The sequence below is a fragment of the Asaia bogorensis genome (assembly GCF_900465345.1).
Taxonomy (GTDB): domain Bacteria; phylum Pseudomonadota; class Alphaproteobacteria; order Acetobacterales; family Acetobacteraceae; genus Asaia; species Asaia bogorensis_A.
Map to the genome: position 1 here is coordinate 23,714 of NZ_UEGO01000035.1, position 17,390 is coordinate 41,103.

Annotated in this window: 14 protein-coding genes; 6 read left to right on the forward strand and 8 right to left on the reverse strand. The window is 60.4% G+C overall.

Features of this window, described 5'->3' with window-relative positions; genetic code table 11:
- The first annotated feature begins 125 nt into the window (after positions 1–125).
- A complete protein-coding gene (locus tag ED655_RS13470) occupies positions 126–938 on the forward strand; it encodes a hypothetical protein (protein ID WP_122050605.1) in 813 nt (270 codons plus the stop codon).
- Entirely contained in the window at positions 935–2,749 is a 1,815-nt protein-coding gene (locus tag ED655_RS13475; RefSeq protein WP_122050606.1) for a ShlB/FhaC/HecB family hemolysin secretion/activation protein, read from the forward strand. The genes ED655_RS13470 and ED655_RS13475 overlap by 4 nt, the downstream gene beginning before the upstream one ends.
- A 26-nt stretch (positions 2,750–2,775) precedes the next feature.
- Here the strand turns inward: ED655_RS13475 and ED655_RS13480 are convergent, their stop codons facing one another.
- The 3 genes from ED655_RS13480 to gap all read right to left on the reverse strand — a co-directional run bounded on the left by ED655_RS13480 (position 2,776) and on the right by gap (position 5,729).
- The gene (locus tag ED655_RS13480) at positions 2,776–3,300 is read right to left on the reverse strand and encodes a hypothetical protein (protein ID WP_122050607.1); all 525 of its coding nucleotides are present in this window, start codon (positions 3,298–3,300) and stop codon (positions 2,776–2,778) included.
- A gap of 166 nt (positions 3,301–3,466) precedes the next feature.
- A complete protein-coding gene (locus ED655_RS13485; RefSeq protein ID WP_122050608.1) occupies positions 3,467–4,684 on the reverse strand; it encodes a phosphoglycerate kinase in 1,218 nt (405 codons plus the stop codon).
- A gap of 25 nt (positions 4,685–4,709) precedes the next feature.
- Positions 4,710–5,729, reverse strand: coding sequence for a type I glyceraldehyde-3-phosphate dehydrogenase (gene gap, locus ED655_RS13490; RefSeq protein ID WP_035444442.1), 1,020 nt, complete (start codon positions 5,727–5,729; stop codon positions 4,710–4,712).
- A gap of 171 nt (positions 5,730–5,900) precedes the next feature.
- Here gap and ED655_RS13495 point away from each other — a divergent pair, with 171 nt between their 5' ends.
- Together ED655_RS13495 and ED655_RS13500 are read left to right on the forward strand one after the other, a co-directional pair.
- Positions 5,901–6,386, forward strand: coding sequence for a hypothetical protein (locus tag ED655_RS13495; protein ID WP_146926520.1), 486 nt, complete (start codon positions 5,901–5,903; stop codon positions 6,384–6,386).
- 214 nt (positions 6,387–6,600) lie between these two features.
- Positions 6,601–7,518: a glucosamine inositolphosphorylceramide transferase family protein gene (locus ED655_RS13500; RefSeq protein ID WP_122050609.1), complete on the forward strand. Its 918-nt coding sequence runs from the start codon at positions 6,601–6,603 to the stop codon at positions 7,516–7,518.
- 171 nt (positions 7,519–7,689) lie between these two features.
- Here the strand turns inward: ED655_RS13500 and ED655_RS13505 are convergent, their stop codons facing one another.
- Positions 7,690–9,093 (reverse strand): RtcB family protein, encoded by a 1,404-nt coding sequence (locus tag ED655_RS13505; protein ID WP_162993533.1) that lies wholly within the window; start codon positions 9,091–9,093, stop codon positions 7,690–7,692.
- Positions 9,094–9,278: 185 nt separating this feature from the next.
- On the opposite strand from ED655_RS13505, the gene ED655_RS13510 reads away from it, so the two are divergent.
- Positions 9,279–10,853: an RNA repair transcriptional activator RtcR family protein gene (locus ED655_RS13510; protein ID WP_122050611.1), complete on the forward strand. Its 1,575-nt coding sequence runs from the start codon at positions 9,279–9,281 to the stop codon at positions 10,851–10,853.
- 131 nt (positions 10,854–10,984) lie between these two features.
- On the opposite strand, the gene ED655_RS13515 is transcribed toward ED655_RS13510, so the two are convergent.
- The 3 genes from ED655_RS13515 to ED655_RS13525 form a co-directional block, all read right to left on the reverse strand.
- Positions 10,985–12,052 (reverse strand): TlpA family protein disulfide reductase, encoded by a 1,068-nt coding sequence (locus ED655_RS13515; protein ID WP_122050612.1) that lies wholly within the window; start codon positions 12,050–12,052, stop codon positions 10,985–10,987.
- 82 nt (positions 12,053–12,134) lie between these two features.
- Entirely contained in the window at positions 12,135–13,601 is a 1,467-nt protein-coding gene (gene pdxR / locus ED655_RS13520; protein WP_122050613.1) for a MocR-like pyridoxine biosynthesis transcription factor PdxR, read from the reverse strand.
- Positions 13,602–13,616: 15 nt separating this feature from the next.
- Positions 13,617–14,267, reverse strand: coding sequence for an FMN-dependent NADH-azoreductase (locus ED655_RS13525; RefSeq protein WP_122050667.1), 651 nt, complete (start codon positions 14,265–14,267; stop codon positions 13,617–13,619).
- A gap of 197 nt (positions 14,268–14,464) precedes the next feature.
- Between ED655_RS13525 and ED655_RS13530 the strand changes: the two genes are divergently transcribed.
- Entirely contained in the window at positions 14,465–14,836 is a 372-nt protein-coding gene (locus tag ED655_RS13530; RefSeq protein WP_205836049.1) for a carboxymuconolactone decarboxylase family protein, read from the forward strand.
- Positions 14,837–15,855: 1,019 nt separating this feature from the next.
- On the opposite strand, the gene ED655_RS13540 is transcribed toward ED655_RS13530, so the two are convergent.
- The gene (locus ED655_RS13540) at positions 15,856–17,286 is read right to left on the reverse strand and encodes a protein adenylyltransferase SelO (RefSeq protein WP_122050615.1); all 1,431 of its coding nucleotides are present in this window, start codon (positions 17,284–17,286) and stop codon (positions 15,856–15,858) included.
- Between the last annotated feature and the right edge of the window lie 104 nt (positions 17,287–17,390).

The window sequence follows — 17,390 nt, forward strand, 5'->3', positions numbered from 1 at the left end:
CCGTTATCCGGCCTGTTTGTTACGGGTCCGGGGCAGGGGGCGGCGGAAGAAAAACCCGGAACGAGCAGCACTGATCACGGTTTGGTGATATACTGAACCCTTCCTCGTCTTCCTGCCCGGTTAACATGCGTCGCCCTCATGCTCTTCGCCGTCTCTGGCGGTCATCGCTTCCTGTTGTTCTCCCCGGCATCATGCTGCTTGGCGCAGGGGTAAACCCGTGCCACGCGCAGCGGGCGGAGGGAGCACAATCGGCGGGCGGTTTTGCTCCCGGTGCGCGTGCTTCGGCCTCGGCCAATGGCACGCTCGATAGCGTCGTTGGCAATCGGCCCTCTCCCGTCAAGGCAGAGGTCGGACTGAATGGCGAGACCTATCGCGTCACTCCTGCCGGCACATTGATCGGGCCTGACGGACAGGCTGTGTCTGGCGGCTGCCCGGCGCCAGACAACGTAGCATCCGGCCAGTTCGTTGCGGGCGGTGCGCCATCCGAACCGGCCCTGAGGGGAAGTGCCGGCGCAGGGATTGGCGCCCGCAAGGACGAGGCTGTCATGATTGGTGTGACGGATCAGGCCGCCCCCCTGAAAACAGCTCGTAACCATGACGAATGGGCAGGTAATAGCGGGATACGTCCGCAGGCCACCATGAACGCCTCTTTTGGCCCCGCAGGCGTGTATGTGCTGCCCGAGCCATGCCGTCATCATGGCGCGAGTAAGGCGGCCATGATTCATGATGCCGCGGCCTCGCTCGCTTCAGCCGGGGGTAATGTGTTTGCTCTGGCGGGTAATCGCGATGGTATGCGACAGGCCAATCATGCCGTCGCCTTGCCAGATGGCGATGTGCTGCTGACGACAGAACGCCCCGACCATGCAGAGCCGCGCCTTGCACCGGTTGCAAAGGACGACCGGGCTGCTGCATCCACCCGGCAGGAAGCCAGACCATGAAGGGGCTGCGCGGGCACGCTTCGGGTCATTCGGGACAGGAGAGGGCAGGATGCACGCCCTTCGCGGTCAGACTCGTCAGGGCCGGTGCTCTCTGCTGCGCCGTCATCTTTATGGCCAATTCCCCCTTGGCGCAGGCTCAGACGGTCTTTCATTCCGGCGCAGCCAGCCGCAGCGCAAATCTTCCGGATCTGTCAGCACCTGCGAGCAGAACACACGATCTCGCGCCCGTTGCCTTGCAGTCGGACCGCCTGGTGCTGCCCCAGCTTCGTGCACTCATCATCCAGCCTGCAGGGCGTATCAGCGAACAGGACGGGCGCTCCTCCCTGACCACTACCGGGCTCGATATCCTCCGCTCTCCTGATTTCACAGCCATCATGACGCCGTTCATCGGGCAGGCTCTGCGCTTCGGGCAGATGCAGGCGCTTATCGATGCCGTGGTCGGGTATTATCGCGCCAGGGGTCATGCCTTCGTGACGGTCAGCGTACCGCCCCAGAAGATCCATCAGGGCATCTTGCATATCGATGTCCTCGAATATCGCATCGGTGCGATACGGGTCGTCGGCAATCGCTGGTTTTTCGACCGCACCATTCGCAACCAGAGCGGGCTGCAAACAGGTCAGACACTCTCGCTGGATAGCCTGCAGACCGATCTGAGCTGGGTCAACAGCAACCCGTTCCGGACCGTTGATATGGTCTACCGCCCCGGTGCCGCGCCGGGTTTGACGGATGTCGACCTGAAGGTTGCCGATCGCCTGCCGCTCTATGTTTACGGGGCCTACAACAACCAGCTCGATCCCACGCTGGGCCGCGTGAACTGGGATCTTGGCATATCATGGGGCAATGCCTTCAATCTGGGGCATATCCTTACCTATCAGTTGCAGCGCAGTGTCTCGGGGCGTTTCACGGGGCATAATGGCAGCTGGGAAATTCCGTTGACTTCCCGCGATGCCCTGCTGGTATTCGGAAGTTACTCAGTCTCTTATCCGGTGGCCGATCAGCCCCTTACCAATAAGGGTATTTCAGGTCAGGCATCTCTGCGCTGGCAGCATATGTTGCCCCATATCGCCCTTGGTACGTTGTTCGGCCTTGATGGCACGACACAGCTTGGTTTTGACTGGAAATCGACCATCTCGGACCAGTTCAGCGCGGCTGTGCCACTCATTCTGGCCAATGCCGAGACCAACCAGTTTGTCGCCGGATTCATGGGATCGCTGCAGGACCCTCTGGGTAAGACCGAGATCAACAACCAGATCGTTTACGGGCCGCCCGGCATTTCAGCCTATAACAAGCGGGGCTGGTATGAGACGATCTTCCCTAACGCCAAGCCGAATTACGTCTATGACCGCCTGACCCTGAAGCGCGCCTTATCGCTTCCCTGGGGGTTCAAGGCCAATACGCGTGCCGCGTGGCAGGGCGCGACCCATAACCTGCTGTATAGCGAGCAGCTGATGATTGGCGGTATGGGCACGGTGCGTGGCTATTACGTCAACACGTCCTTCGGCAGTCGTGGCCTGATGTTCAGCGAGGAGATCAATACCAAGGGCTTCTCGCTTGGCAAATGGACGGGGTTCAGCGCGTTGGAAGACACCAATACGCTCGGCGCTTTCTGGGATTGGGGTGATAATTCACAGGTTCATCCGGCCGGTATCGGGCCTCGTGTGGTAACGCTTTCCAGTATCGGGGCCGATCTGAACAGCAAGATCAATCGGCATCTCAACATGACGGTCGACGCAGGCTGGCGTCTGCGCCGCGCAGCCAGTCGCGGCGATCGGGGCGTGTTCTGCGATTTCAATCTGGTGGCAGGGTTCTAGCCTGCGTGACGGCCCTGCGGTCGGGTTCAGTCCATGGGGATTGCGACGGCAACGCCCGCGGCCATCGAGCCATGCCCGCGTCTCTGGTCGTTGGCACCCGCGCCACCGGCCAATGCATCGCCAACCTGATGATGGTTACGCTGGAAGAAATCAGGGCGCAGCTTCGTATCGTCATCCCCGACACGCTCTTTGGGGGCGTCGAGCGAGTCATCGGGCAAGGGTGCTTCGGTAAAGCCGTCATGCGATGCCGGTGCCTGCGCCCTGACGGTCAGCGAGGCCTGTCTGATCAGGGGGGCGTCTGCTGTTTCTGGCTCCAGTGAGAAAGCCGAAACCGTGTTGAGGCCTGAGCGGAGGGACCGCACATGGCTGGGTGTTTTTTGCGTCTCGGCTCCGGGCGTCGCCGCATTGTCGGGGGCGGGTCCATTGCCGGGTTGGGCCGGGGAGGCGTCAGGCGGCGCAAATTGTCCTGCTACACCGGTTTCCGCTGCATGAAGCGGGGCGATGGAGGCGCAACTCACAAGGCCGAGTATCAAGGCAGAACAGAAACGCAACAGCGCGATCCTCTTTCCGTTGGTGCAGTATTTCACGAAAATACCGGACTCGATTACCGGCTGACGTGACTGTATCCAGGTCAGAAAATCTTATGCAACCGAAACCCGCCGATTGTATCACGCTGTCATCAAACGTGATGCAACCCGGCGGGTAAGCTGTTCCCGATCAGATCGGGAAAGCGTTGTGAGCAGCGTCGGTGAGCACTGCAATACCGGGCAGAAGCTTGCCCTCCAGCCATTCGAGGAAGGCACCGCCGGCTGTCGAGACATAGCTCATCTGGTCGGCAGCCCCGGCATGGCGCAGCGCCGAGACGGTATCGCCACCACCGGCGATGGTCTTGAGCTTGCCTGCCTTGGTCAGTTCAGCCGCCTTGCGGGCGACAGAAACCGTGGCCGTATCGAAAGGCTTGATCTCGAAGGCGCCGAGCGGACCATTCCAGACAAGGGTCTTGAGACCCTCGAGCTTGGCGTTGATCAGCGCGATCGTCTTAGGGCCAGCATCGAGAATCATGGCATCGGCCGGGACGGCATGGATGTCACAGACTTCCGAAGGGGCACCCTCGCGGAATTCGCGGGCGATCACGGCGTCGACCGGCAGGATGATCTCGCACTTGCCGTCATTGGCCTGTGCCATGATCTTGCGTGCTGTCTCATGCATGTCGGCTTCCTGAAGCGACTTGCCAACAGCGACGCCCTGCGCCGCAAGGAAGGTGTTCGCCATGGCGCCGCCAATGAACAGCACATCGACCTTGCCCAGTACGTTCCCGATGAGATCGAGCTTGGTGGAGATCTTCGCGCCGCCAACAAGCGCACCGACAGGGCGCTCAGGCAGTTCGAGCGCTGCGGTCAGGGCGTTCAGCTCCGCTTCCATCAGGCGACCGGCATAGGCCGGCAGATGATGGGCCAGACCTTCGGTCGAGGCATGAGCGCGATGGGCCGCCGAGAAAGCGTCATTGACATACACATCGCCCAGACGGGCCAGCATGTCTGTAAAAGCTGGATCGTTCTTTTCCTCACCGGCATGGAAGCGGGTGTTTTCGAGAACGCAGACTTCGCCATCCTTAAGATTGGCAACGGCTTCTTCCGCTTTCGGTCCAACGCAGTCGGACACGAAATGCACCTTGTGCTGGATTTTTGACTCCAGCATTTCGGCAACAGGGGCGAGTGACATGCTGGGCACGACCTGGCCCTTGGGGCGGTCGAAATGGCTCAGGATGATCACGCGCGCGCCCTTGTCGGCCAGCTCGCAGATGGTGGGAATGACGCGATCAATACGCGTCGTGTCCGTGATGGCGCCATCACGCACCGGCACGTTGAGGTCAGCGCGCAAAAGGACGCGCTTTCCCTCAGGAGACAGGTCATCGAGCGTATGGAAACTGGCCATGCTCTTTCTCCCGGTTTCTTGTTGCTTACAGGCTGCCGAAAAGCGCTGCCGTGTCGGACATGCGGTTCGAGAAGCCCCATTCATTGTCGTACCACGAGCAGATGCGCACCATCTTGCCGCCATCGATCACGGCCGTCTGCGTGGCATCGAAGGTGGAGGAGGCATAGGAGTGGTTGAAGTCCGTGCTCACCAGCGGGGCTTCGTTGTAGTCCAGAACGCCCTTCAGCGGGCCTTCGGCAGCGGCGCGCAGGGCGTCGTTGATGGCCTGGACGGAACCCGGTGCGCGGCTCGGGATGAAGTCGAGCGAGACGACCGAGACATTCGGCGTCGGCACGCGGATCGAGGTGCCATCCAGACGCCCCTTGAGGTGCGGCAAAACCAGGCCGATGGCCTTGGCAGCGCCCGTCGAGGTCGGGATCATGTTCAGGGCGGCAGCGCGGGCGCGGCGCGGGTCGCGGTGGTGGGTGTCCACCGTGCGCTGGTCACCGGTGTAGGAGTGGATGGTCACCATGTAGCCGCATTCGATGCCGAAGGCCTCGTCCAGCACCTTGGCAACCGGTGCCAGGCAGTTGGTCGTGCAGGATGCGTTGGAGATGACCGTCATGTCCTTCGTCAGCATGGCATTGTTCACGCCATAGACGATGGTGGCATCGACATCGGTGCCCGGAGCGGAAATCAGGACCTTGCGTGCGCCAGCCTTGATCAGGGCCGAAGCCTTTTCCTTGCTGGTGAACAGGCCGGTACATTCCATGGCCACGTCGACGCCTTCGAACGGCACCTTGGTCGGGTCGCGCTCGGCGGAAACACGGATGGGGCCATAGGTGCGGCCATTGGCTTCGATGATCAGGTTGCTGCCATCAACGCGAACCGTGCCGGGGAAACGGCCATGAACGCTGTCATAAGCCAGCAGATGGGCGTTTTCTTCAACCGAGCCGAGGTCATTGATGGCGACCGGCACGACATCCGTACGTCCGCTTTCAATGATGCCACGCAGCACCAGACGTCCGATACGTCCAAAACCGTTGATCGCGATTTTCACAGCCATTGTAGTCTCCCGGCCAGTAGGCGGTTTCGTTATAAGAGATGAAACCATAGCACCCTTGGAAGACGAGACGAGAGGGGGCTACCAAAAATCTTATCGATATTTTCGTGAAAACTGGTCTTTCTGTTCCCGCTCTCTTGCTTGTGTGCGGTCTTCCTGCAAGTTCTTTAGGTCATGACGATGACGAATGCTTCAAATTGTGGTTTCCTGAAATTTCGGTCTTTGGCGATCGCCGGTTTGTGCCTCGTCTCGGGGGCGCTCACGGCCTGTACCCCGCCCGATCAAAGGCTGTTCAACCCCAATGCGGGCAAGCCACCCAAGCCCCATTATCCGCCTGCGCCTCCGGGCAAGCCCGCGCCCGCACCCTTCCTGCAGATTGTTGCAGGCACACCCAAGGCGGAATGGGCACCAGCTGTCTCACGCAGTACGAAGCTCGCTTTGTCACGCAAGCCCGACCTTCTGTTTGTGGTCACCGTGCTCTCCCCCGAGACAGGTAGTCCGGCAGCGCAGGTGAAATCGATCGAGACACTGACCGAGCAGGACGGCAAGGATGTGGCGGATCAGATCGTGGCATCGGGCGCACCGCCCAATCAGGTCCAGATTGAGGCCAAGACCGATGGTTCCAGCCCCAAGGGGCGTATTCGCGTCGATCTGCGCTAGGCCACACCACACCATGTTTCTGCGCCTGCCGCTTCGAGGCAGGCGGTGCCTTCATGGCCGTCCGGGGTGACGCTGGACAAGCCTTCAATGCAGCAGCGAGCGTGGATACCTTCCGGGCAATCCTGCCTGTTTCTGTCTGCTGACACCCCCTGACAGGCCACCCGCCCCGTTGCGGTCTGGTCGGGTGGCGTATTGATTACCGGAGAGACATCACATGAGCTTGCGCAAGGATATCTGGCGAACCGGCATCTTGCAGGCCCCGCTCGCAACGTTGCTCGAAAACCCCGACTGGACAGATATTCCCTGCCACTTTCTGCCGGACATGCCGCGTGACTTCCAGTTTCGTGCCGACCCGTTCGGGGTGTGGTACGAGGGCAGGCTGCACGTCTTTGTCGAGATCTATGACTACCGCAACCGCATTGGCGAGATTGAGGTGCTCATCTACGACCTAGAGTATCGGCTTCTCAGCCAGCAGATCGTGCTGCGTGAACCCTGGCATCTTTCCTACCCGCAGATCATCGAGGCAGAGGGCGCGTTCTGGATGCTCCCCGAGGCGCATCGCTCGGGCACACAGACACTTTATCGTGCCACGTGCTTCCCCGATCAATGGGAACCCGTCTGCCAGATCGATCTGGGTGGTGAAGTCGCGGTTGATGCCACGCTCTGCTTCCATGACGATCTCTGGTGGATGATCTACACCCCTGTCGAAGCCGCCAAGAAAGCCCCAAGCCGTCTGCATGTCGCCTATGCCCAAAGCCTGACGGGCCCCTGGACGCGTCATGGTCAGAACCCGATACGCCTCGATCCTTCCAGCGCGCGGGCGGGAGGCACGCCGGTCATGATTGATGGAAAGCTCATGCTGCCGGTTCAGGATTGCGCTCATACCTATGGTGGCGCCATCCGCCCCCTCTGGTTCGATGTGCTCACCACCGAGCGCGTTGTAACCCGCAGCGGGCCAGCCTTGCCCATACCGCCGGTTTACGCACCCTATGATGAAGGCATGCACACCCTGTCTGCGGCAGGCGATGTCACGCTGTTCGATATCAAGCGAACAGTTCTGTCGCCGCATGGCCTCATGATCGAGGCCGGACGCGAACTGCGCAAACTGCGCAAGCGCGTGGGTCTGGCCTGATCCATCACCTCTCGTCCGAGGGGGGGTGCGAATGGTATGAGCGCCTCTTCGCCGGCCCGTGCGGAGCCAGAGTTGCTGGTCGTTCCATACCGGCCATACCGACCGGGAGGCTGTCGTCAGGGGTGATATTCTGCGGTGCCGTGCCTGCAGGATAGCCGGCACCAGGTCGCGCTAGTTCCGACGACCCGAGCGGTGGCCATTCAGCCAGGGCGGCGCCATATCACCGGCCATGATGCAGCCGACAGGATCGATATAATCCTCGATATCCGCCAGATCATAACGCCCGATCTGCTCAACGACACTTGAAGCCCGTTTGTAGCTCGATGGGAGCTCGGATACGTCGATCCTCCCCCCGAAAAACCGGACATCCAGCCCCTGTGTCTCGGCGGCAAGCAGCGCTTCCGGGGTTGCATCACCCATGCGGCGGCGATGCTCGGTGCGCGACATGTTACGGCCCGCACCATGGGGCGCAAAGCCCAGGGCGTGACCAGCATCGCGCCCCCGTGCGACCAGAACCGGCTCGGCCATGTTGAGCGGGATCAGCACCTTGCCTGTCGCATCGCTGGCATAGCTGCCCCAGGCCGGGGTCGCCCCCTTGCCGTGATGGTACAGCCCGTCGCGCTCAAACACGAAATTATGCTCGTTCCAGAAACGCTCTGCCGGCGTAGCGCGCAAGCTTTCCGTTACCGCCTGATGAATGGCGTTATGGTTAGCCTTGGTCCAGCGGCGTATGATCTGGAGCGCCTCCCAGTAATCGCGCCCTTCATCACTATCTGCAGGGATCCAGGCATTCTGCCGCGATGTCTCGGGCGACAGGCGACGCCTCCAGCGTTCAGCGACCTCCACACCGGCACGGTAGAGCTGGGCACCTGGCCCGCGTGACCCGTGATGCGTCACGATGGCGGTATGACCTGTCGCACGGGACCGCCCCACAAACAGGAAGTGATTGCCATCCCCCTGCGTACCCATATGGGACTGCGCCGTGTGCAGCATTTTCTGGTGGCTGAGGAAAGGATTGGCCCTGAACGCATCAAGCAGATCGAGCGAGAGCGTGAAGCGTCGCCCCTGATCGCGCCCGCCCGCACCGAAATGCGTAACCCCGGAGGCCGCATCAAGCACAGCCACAGGATCGACCATGCCCAGATCCGTCATCATCACCGAGCAGCAGATATCGGGTGAATGCATGCCGGGATGGATGGCATTGCGCGTGCTGACAATGCCGCCGACCGGAATAGTGCCGAGCGGCCCCGCCGGGCAGGCATCGGGCATGATGGCTGCCGCTGTCACCGTGGGTGTGCGCATCAGCGTTCGCATCGTCTCGATGACACGCTCACGGTTGAGCGCCTCATCGGGTGTTTCGGCATCCAGCGAAACATGAAGCGGTACTGTATCGGCGTCCTGAAGCGGAAGTTTGGGCGGTAATGGCGCCGGAGCCACGGCAGCGCGTATGGCGGCCTCATCACGCCCTTCTGCTGCCAATGCGCGTGCCTGCTCAAGCGCTGCGCCAAACGCGGGCCCGGGTGTGTGGCCCCATTCAATCAGAATTTTGCCGTCGATCTCTACAGGCGCGCTCATGGCCATGTCCTTTCTTTTCGTCGCTTGCATCTGGCTCAAGCATGAATGGCAGCAGGTTTGGCCGGAAGAAAACTCGATTTTCAGGATAAGGCATTGATATAGATAGAGAAAACCTGGCTTCTTGTTAAATCGACCTTTCCGGTTCTGATCTATGCGTATCGTCTTTTATCTGGAATAATCGTCTCATGAGAAACGTGGTTATCGGTCTGCTTGGCGTCAAAATTGATCGCACACGCGGAGTCGGGTCATGGCAGCCAAGCGCCAGGCTTTGCGGCCATGATTCCCTGCCGGTCGATCGCTTCGAACTGCTCTATCCCGGATATGCCGAGGCACTGGCCCACCACGTTGCCCGTGACATTGCGGCCATTTCGCCGGATACCGAAGTGCGTCTGACCGTGCTTGATTTCGACAATCCCTGGGATCTGGAGGAGGTCTATGCCAAGCTTTATGACTTTGCTCTCGCCTACGGTTTCGATGAGGACCGGGAGCGTTACTTCGTCCATCTGACAACAGGCACGCATGTCGCGCAGATCTGCTGGTATCTGCTCACAGAAAGTCGTTACGTCCCGGCGCGCCTTATCCAGATGGAGCCCCCGCGTCCCGATACGGGACCCAACGGGCGCCTAACACTCATCGATCTCGATCTCGCACGATATGACGCGATCAGGCATCGCTTCGAGATCGCCTCTGCCGAACATTCCACCTTGCTGCGTAGCGGTATTTCGGGTGCCGACCCCGCGATTGATCGCCTGATCGGGCGGCTTGAGCAGATAGCCCTGAGGTCAGATGCCCCCATCCTGATTACCGGCCCGGCGGGCTGCGGCAAGAGCACGCTTGCGGCCAATATTCATGATCTGCGTATTCAGCGCCGTTTGCTGCGCGGACCGCTCGTTCGGGTGGATGGCAGTCTGCTTGCCACGCAGGATGGCACCGCGTTGCTTCTGGGTCAGAAACGAGGCCTCGGCAGTGCGGCCGGGACCGAACGGGCAGGGTTTCTGGCACAGGCCCATCGTGGCACGCTCCTGATCGACGGCATGGAAAATGTGCCACAGGCCCTGCGCGAAACTCTTCTTCGCGCGGTGGTGGCAAAACGCTACCGTCCGCTGGGTGGCGAGACCGATCTGGATGCACAGTTCAGCCTGATTGCGACCGCGCGGGACGGGGCGGGCATGGAGTCCGTTTTTCCCTGGATCATACGTCTGCCGTCCTTGCGGGAACGTCTTGCAGATATTGAAGCGGCGTTTGATCACGCGCTTGACGCAGCCGAACGCCGTTCAGGAACCAAAACCGGGTTCGTTCCGGGCGCACGGGCGCGCTATATGCGTTTTGCGACATCGATCGATGCGGCCTGGTCGGGCAATTATCGCGATCTGTCGGACTCATTGCTCAGGCTATGCACGCTGGCCGAACGCGGTCGCATCACGGTACCCATGATCGACGAGGAAATTGCAGAGCTGTCGGCGCGCTGGCGTCCCGCAAGGCAGGATGCTGCGGGTTCTGTTCCCACAGACGATATGGCCATGCTGGCCGATATCGTTCCGGATCCGGCCGCAATCGATATGTTCGATCGCGTTCAGTTGGCCACGGTCGTGCGGATATGCCGCATGTCGTCCAGCCTGTCTGACGCAGGGCGAACCCTGTTCTCTGTCTCTCGTACGCAGCGTTCGAGCCGCAATGATGCAGACCGGTTGCGCAAATATCTGGCACGTTTCGATCTGGATTGGGACGCCGTCAGGAAAGGTGGAAAGACGCTCACCTGATCACCAGAATCCTGAACACTGGTGACCATAGCGTCTTGATTCTGGCCCACAGGGGGTTGTTTGGCTGCAACAACTCTCAGCCTGAAAGCGCAGATGCTTCCGGGGCGTCCAGCAGCCATCAGGGGGCAGGCTTATTGTTCCTGTCGCGCAAATGCCTTGATCTGCAAGGCCAGATCGGGGTCCGATCCGTCGATCATCCGTGACAGGCGGCCGTCTTTCGTAATGAGTGCCATGGCCGGGATCTGACGTACGCCAAACCGCGTGAAAGCGAGATTATCCCGATCAAGCAGCACGTGGAATCCGGGGCCGTAAAGGGTCTGGAACGGGCCCATGTCTGCAGGCTCTGTCCAGAGCCTTGCCCCCACGACAACCCAGTCTGCTGCGATGTGCCCGACGAGTTTTTGCGCCACGCGACGTGTGTTGACGCAAGCGCGGGCGGTCGGCGGGTCCATCGTGGCGAGATAGCTTTCGCACCAGGGCGCCGTGAACAGGACAATCTGCGGTTTGTGGCTTCTGGTCGCGCCAGACTGGCGCAGAGGCACCGTGGCACCTGTCGTATCGCTTAGTGTGATCTCGGGAACCCGTTCCCCGGTGGTCAGCGGTGGTGTGGGGGTGATGTCGGCGAAGTGGATCTCACCCGCTGTGCGTGGTCTGGCCGATACCCGCTCAAGCGCTGCATCGAGGGCTGGGCCATCCTGATGGCCGAGATAGGTCAGTCGTCCATCGCGGTCGATCAACACATGCAGGGGAGTGGCACGAATCTGCAGCCAGTCGCTCAGCTTGCCGTCATCTATCACGACCGGCATCGTCAGTCCGGTCTTTTTGATAAAAGCGGCAACCTTGTCCCGGTTTTCCCCAAAGCCGATATCGACGGCAATGACGCTCATGCGTGTCCTGTAGCGCTGATAAAGCGCCTCGAAGCCGGGCATCTGGGCGCGACAGGGAATACAATAGGTCGCCCAGAGCTTGAGATAGACAGGCCCCTTGCGGGTCAGTGCCGCGAGATCCAGCGTCTGCCCGTCCAGCGTTTGCCATTGCAAAGCCGGAATGGCGCGGCCAACCATTTTCGACAGGGCCGGGTCTTCGGCAATGAAAGCTGCTGAGTCAGGAGCAGGCGCTGTGTCGGCTCGCGCCTGACTGGACCCCCAGATCGGAAATAGAAAGGGAAGAGCCAGAAGGCCGCGTCGGAAGCCGGGCATGGTTGATCGTCCTTGTCCTGAAATTGAAAAGGGTAGGGTGCGTGGGTAGTGGGGGCGCAGGGAAGCGGGGCGTGTGTCCCTGTCAGGGCCCCGTGCCCATAAGGCTCAGGAGTGTCTGACAATCGGCCTCGACCTGCTCGGGGCGTATATTGGCCACGCCCAGCAACACGCCTGACCGGGCGCGTGACCCCTTGGCGAACCACGCCGAGAGTGGCGTAATCCCGAGGGACGCTGCCCGCGCCTGCTGCGCCAGCCGCGCATCATCATAGCCCGAGGGGAGTGGCAGGATGACGGACAGCCCCGCATCATGGGCCACGGGCGCCCGGCAATGCCGCAATGTCTGGTGCAGCAGGTCACGCCGTTGGGTATAGGCTTCGCGCGTGCGTCGCAGATGTCGGAAATAATGCCCTTCGCGCATGAACCGCGTCACGGCAATCTGCACCGCGTTATTGGGCGGGGTGGCCAGCCACCAAGCGGTTTCGGTCAGGCGTTTGAGCAAGCTGGGCGGCGCCACGACAAAGCCGAGCCCGACCATAGGGGCAAGTGTCTTGCTGAATGTGCCGATATGGATCACACGATCAGCATGCTCACCCGAGGCCAGGGCCGGGGGCGAGCGGCCGTCCAGATGCAGTTCAGCCAGATAATCGTCTTCGATAATCCAGCCATTGCTTAGCCGCGCCCAGTGCAGCAAGGCACGGCGACGCGCTGCGCTGAGCGAAACCCCCATGGGTGCCTGCTGACCAGGGGTAACAAGCGCGAATGCTGCACCGGGAGCGGTGGCTTGCCCCTGCGCGACATCCAGTCCTTCGTCATCCACAGCAATCGGCACAGGGTGCACACCGGCACTTTCGAGCGCCATACGCGTGATGGGAAAGCCCGGATCTTCCACCCAGGCCTGTTTGCCTGCGCAATCAATGGCACGCAGGACCATGGCAAGCCCACTGCGAAATCCCGTCGTAATCAGGATCTGATCAGGGCTGCAATCCAGCCCGCGGGCCAGAGCAAGGTGAGAAGCCAGTGCGGTCCGTAATTCCGGCAGGCCGCGCGGGTCCATGACGCCTGTATTGAGCGCAGAAGCCTGCACAGCCTGCCGATGCAGACGCGCCCAGAGCGTGGCAGGAAACACGTCATGCGCGGGGACACCCATCTGGAATGATAGTGGCCTTGTATCCCTCTGCCGGAAAAGGGCAAGAGACCCGTAACCGGTCTCGTCATCCAGGCGCGATGCCGCAGCAGACATCGGTGGATTGTCCGTATCGGCCTGTTTCATTCGGCCTGGCCATTCCGGTCGGGAGGCTATGCGTGTTCCGGCTGCCCCGGCAGTATAAAGCAGATCGCGATCGATCAGGCGATCATAGGCCGCACGCACGGTCCCACGGGCGACGCCAAGTTGCGTCGCCAGATCACGCCAGGACGGCAGGCGACTGCCTTCGGGCAAGGCGCCAGAGCGTATGGCACTTTCGATATGCCCTGCGATCTGCTCGCTCAGGGTCCGCGTGCTCTGCCTGTCGAGTGTGAGTCCCGCGAGCGGGGCCGTGGGTGCGGTCATGCCTGGGAGCCCGTCTCAGACATGTGGCGCCGGGATTTCGCGTGACGACTTGGATGTGGTGCAGGCGGAAAGGACAGGTGAAAGCGTTGACAGGGCGTTCTTCAGGGCCGCGGCCTTCGCGGAGGCATCGCAGAATGCCGTACCCTGAACCGAAACAATATGCAGGTCATGAAGTCCGATACAGCCGAGAACTGCCCTGAGATACGGAGTAAAAAAATCGGGCTGCTGGGCATCTTCGCCGAGGATGACGCCACCTGCTGCGACACTCACAAGTACAGGCCGGTCCGTCAGCAGGCCCTTCTTGCCTTGAGCACTTAGCGCAACCGTCCGGTTCGCGCGCACAACATGGTCCAGCCAGGACTTCAGGGAAGCGGGAACCGTGAAATTATGCACGGGCGTACCCAGCACCAGAATATCGGCAGCCTCGATTTCCCTGATGAGTGTTTCTGACAGGGTAATCGATCCCTGCGCAGCAGGGGGCGTCACATCATCAGGGTGTGCCAGAAGTGCAGCGTAGGGTGCATCGGGCATCGGCAGAGCACTGATATCGCGCCAGACAATGGCAGCATCGGGTTCGAGCGCGCGGAGACGCGTCACGATAGCCGCCGAAATGATCCGGCTTTGCCCGTCAGGGCGAGGGCTGCAATCGATATGAAGAATTTGCATCGCTTGGGCACCGCAAGGCGAGAGAAGAAGTGTGATGGTTCTTGGGTCTATCCGCCCTGCGACGACAGGACCAGAAACCTGTTCTTCGCGTGTACCAAGATGGGAGGTCCAGCTGAAAACATCATTCTTCGTCCTGTCCGATGGGGCAGGACCCATGGGAGGAACATCGGGACACATCACCACCGGGAGACAAAAACATGCCGCAGCGTCTGGATTATGAAGCGATTGCCCCGCAGGGTGTCAGGGCATTGGGTGACGTCTATCGCTACATTGCCCGTTCGGGACTCGATGCGCTTCTGGTCGAGTTGATCTATCTGCGCATTTCACAGATCAATGGCTGCGCCTATTGTCTCGATCTCCATACGAAAACCCTGCTCGAAAAGGGCGTTTCCCCACGTAAACTCGGTGTGCTTCAGGCATGGCGTGAGGTGGAGGTAACATTCAGCGCGCGCGAATGTGCGGCCTTGCCTGGGCGGAGAGTGTCACCTGCGTGCGAGAGACGGTCATTCCTGACGCCGAATTTTGCACGCTTTCCGAGGTGTTCTCTGAGAAGGAAATTGTGGACCTGACCATCGCTGTCGGACTGATGAACCTGTTCAACCGTTTGGCAATCGGTTTCAGGCGCAGGAGCGACCCGTTTGACTCATAAGTCCGGATGCCTCGCGGTAATGGCGCATGATGGCCCCATGACCTTGCATCAACTTCGAGGGGACACGAGGCTCCTCAATTCAGTGATGGGTGCGCATGGTACAAATATTTTCCGCAGCGAGCCGGTCCGGTTTACACCGAATGCCGCTTGTTACGGTCATTATGTTACAATGAAATGCTTTTGAAGCGGACAAAAACGACAGTCAGCGTCAACAGTGAAAGAACCGGTTTGTTATTCCTTTCCTGATCATCTTGGCCCGGTCAGAGCGTGCCAGACCCAGCGTTAGAAACGAGCTTCTGCAAGCATGGCCCTGACGACAAGAGGCGGTAATCCAAGATCCTTCAGCTTGTCTGGATCGCCAGTTTTGCCGAATACAAGTCGCATAGCAGCAATCAGGACGGTGCTTTCGCACAGAACGGCGAGGCCGACGCTGATGAAGCGGACCCACCCGATATGAGGGGTTGTACCCTCATCGAAGCTGGGCAGTGTATGGCGCGCTATCCATAAGCCAGAACCTCCAAGGGCAAGGCTGCGCACAAGGCCACGCATGAGCGTGGGGGGGGGCGATAGCACACCCAGCAAGCAAGGACGAGCGTGCTTATCCACGTCGTACCGATGAGCGTCTGGTGGGCCGCCTTCACTGGGGAATTCTGAAAACCTGAGAGCCACAGAAACACAGCGATGTAGGACATGACGATATAGGGATAGAACCAATGCTTACGCATCAAGGTCATGAGTCACTCCGTTGCGGATCCGCAACGTATCGCCTTCGGTCCTGTAGCGTCAGGATGGTGAGCTTCACAATATCGCTCGACTTTCGAGTTCCAATACGGGTGTCGAGCCGGACCGGAGATGACCGGCGCGCAATTACTACGGCAAATTGGGGCACCATCTTGTGATGCGTCTGAGTCAGTCATCCCCCCTTTGAAGAAGCGGGGTTTATGTACCGCAGAATGTCGCCTGCACGACTTCCTCTGGACGCGGTGGGGTTTCATAGATGACATCGTCAACGAAGGGGCGTTCCAGTCGGGAGAGAAGGGTGTGGAATACCGATAAATCACCGCTCTCCGCAGCGTCTATCGCCTCGGCAATCCGATGATTGCGCGGAATGACTGCGGGGTTGATCTGGCGCATGGCATTTTCACGGACAATGGTGGATACGCCTTCCCGTGTGCAACGTGCGTCCCAGTCCTGCAGCCATTGCGTCATGCCTGGTGAGTTCTGTGCATCGCATAATAACTCGCGGCGGGTCAGGCGTCGGAAACTCAGTGTCCAATCCAGTTTGTCCTGCTCCAGGATCGCCAGAAAACGCTCGATCAGACCCTTGTCATCCGGTTCGCATGTTGTGAGCCCGAATTTCGAACGCATTCTTTCGAGCCATGCATTTTCGTAGAGCGTGGCAAACGTGCCCAGTGTCTCCTGTGCCCAGGCCAGGGAACGCGCTTCGTCCGCATCGAAGAAGGGAAGCAGGGTTTCGGCGAGGCGGGCCAGATTCCAGCCTGCGAGTTTTGGCTGGTTGGCATAGGCGTAGCGACCGTTACGGTCGATGGAGCTGAATACCTTGTTCTGGCTGTAGACATCGAGAAAGGCACAGGGACCGTAATCGATCGTCTCTCCCGAAATGGCCATGTTGTCAGTGTTCATCACGCCGTGCACAAACCCGAGACTCATCCACTGGGCGATCAGCCTTGCCTGAGCCGCGACCACATTTTCGTAGAGAGCTCTTACAGGATTTTCGGCTGTGGCTGCGTGCGGATAATGGCGCGTGATTGCCAGATTACAAAGAAAGCGCAGCGCCTCATTGTCCTGCCGTGCAGCGAAATACTGGAATGTACCGACACGTAGATGGCTTGCAGCAACCCGTGTGAGAATGGCACCCGGCAGGGGGCGATCACGCCAGACAGTCTCGCCGGTCAGGACAGCCGCAAGGGCGCGGGTCGTTGGAACGCCGAGCGCGGTCATGGCCTCACTGACGAGATATTCGCGCAAGACCGGCCCGATGGCGGCCAACCCGTCGCCACGCCGGGAGAATGGCGTGGGGCCGGAGCCTTTGAGCTGAACATCGAAAACACGGCCTTGCCGGTCGGCTGCAACCCCGAGCAAATGGGCGCGCCCATCGCCCAGTTGCGGCACGAACTGGCCGAATTGATGGCCGGCATAGGCCTGTGCCACAGGGGCAATACCGTCGGGCCGTGTCTGCCCTCCAAGAAAATCGACACCCTCGGGAGTTTCGAGCCATGCGGGGGAAAAGCCCAGCGATTCAGCCAGCGTAGCATTCAGGGCAACAAGTTTCAGCGCGGAAAACCTTGCGGGATCAGCCTGAACGGCCATGGTGGGGGGGAAGGGTGCCGGGCTCAGGGGCAGGGACATGGGACCTCGCTGGTGGGGCCGACGCGAAAGCGGCCCTGTTGAAGTGGCACCCGAAACGTCAGGGGTGAAAAGAACAAACTCGCCTTTGACGGAGAGCCCTGTGT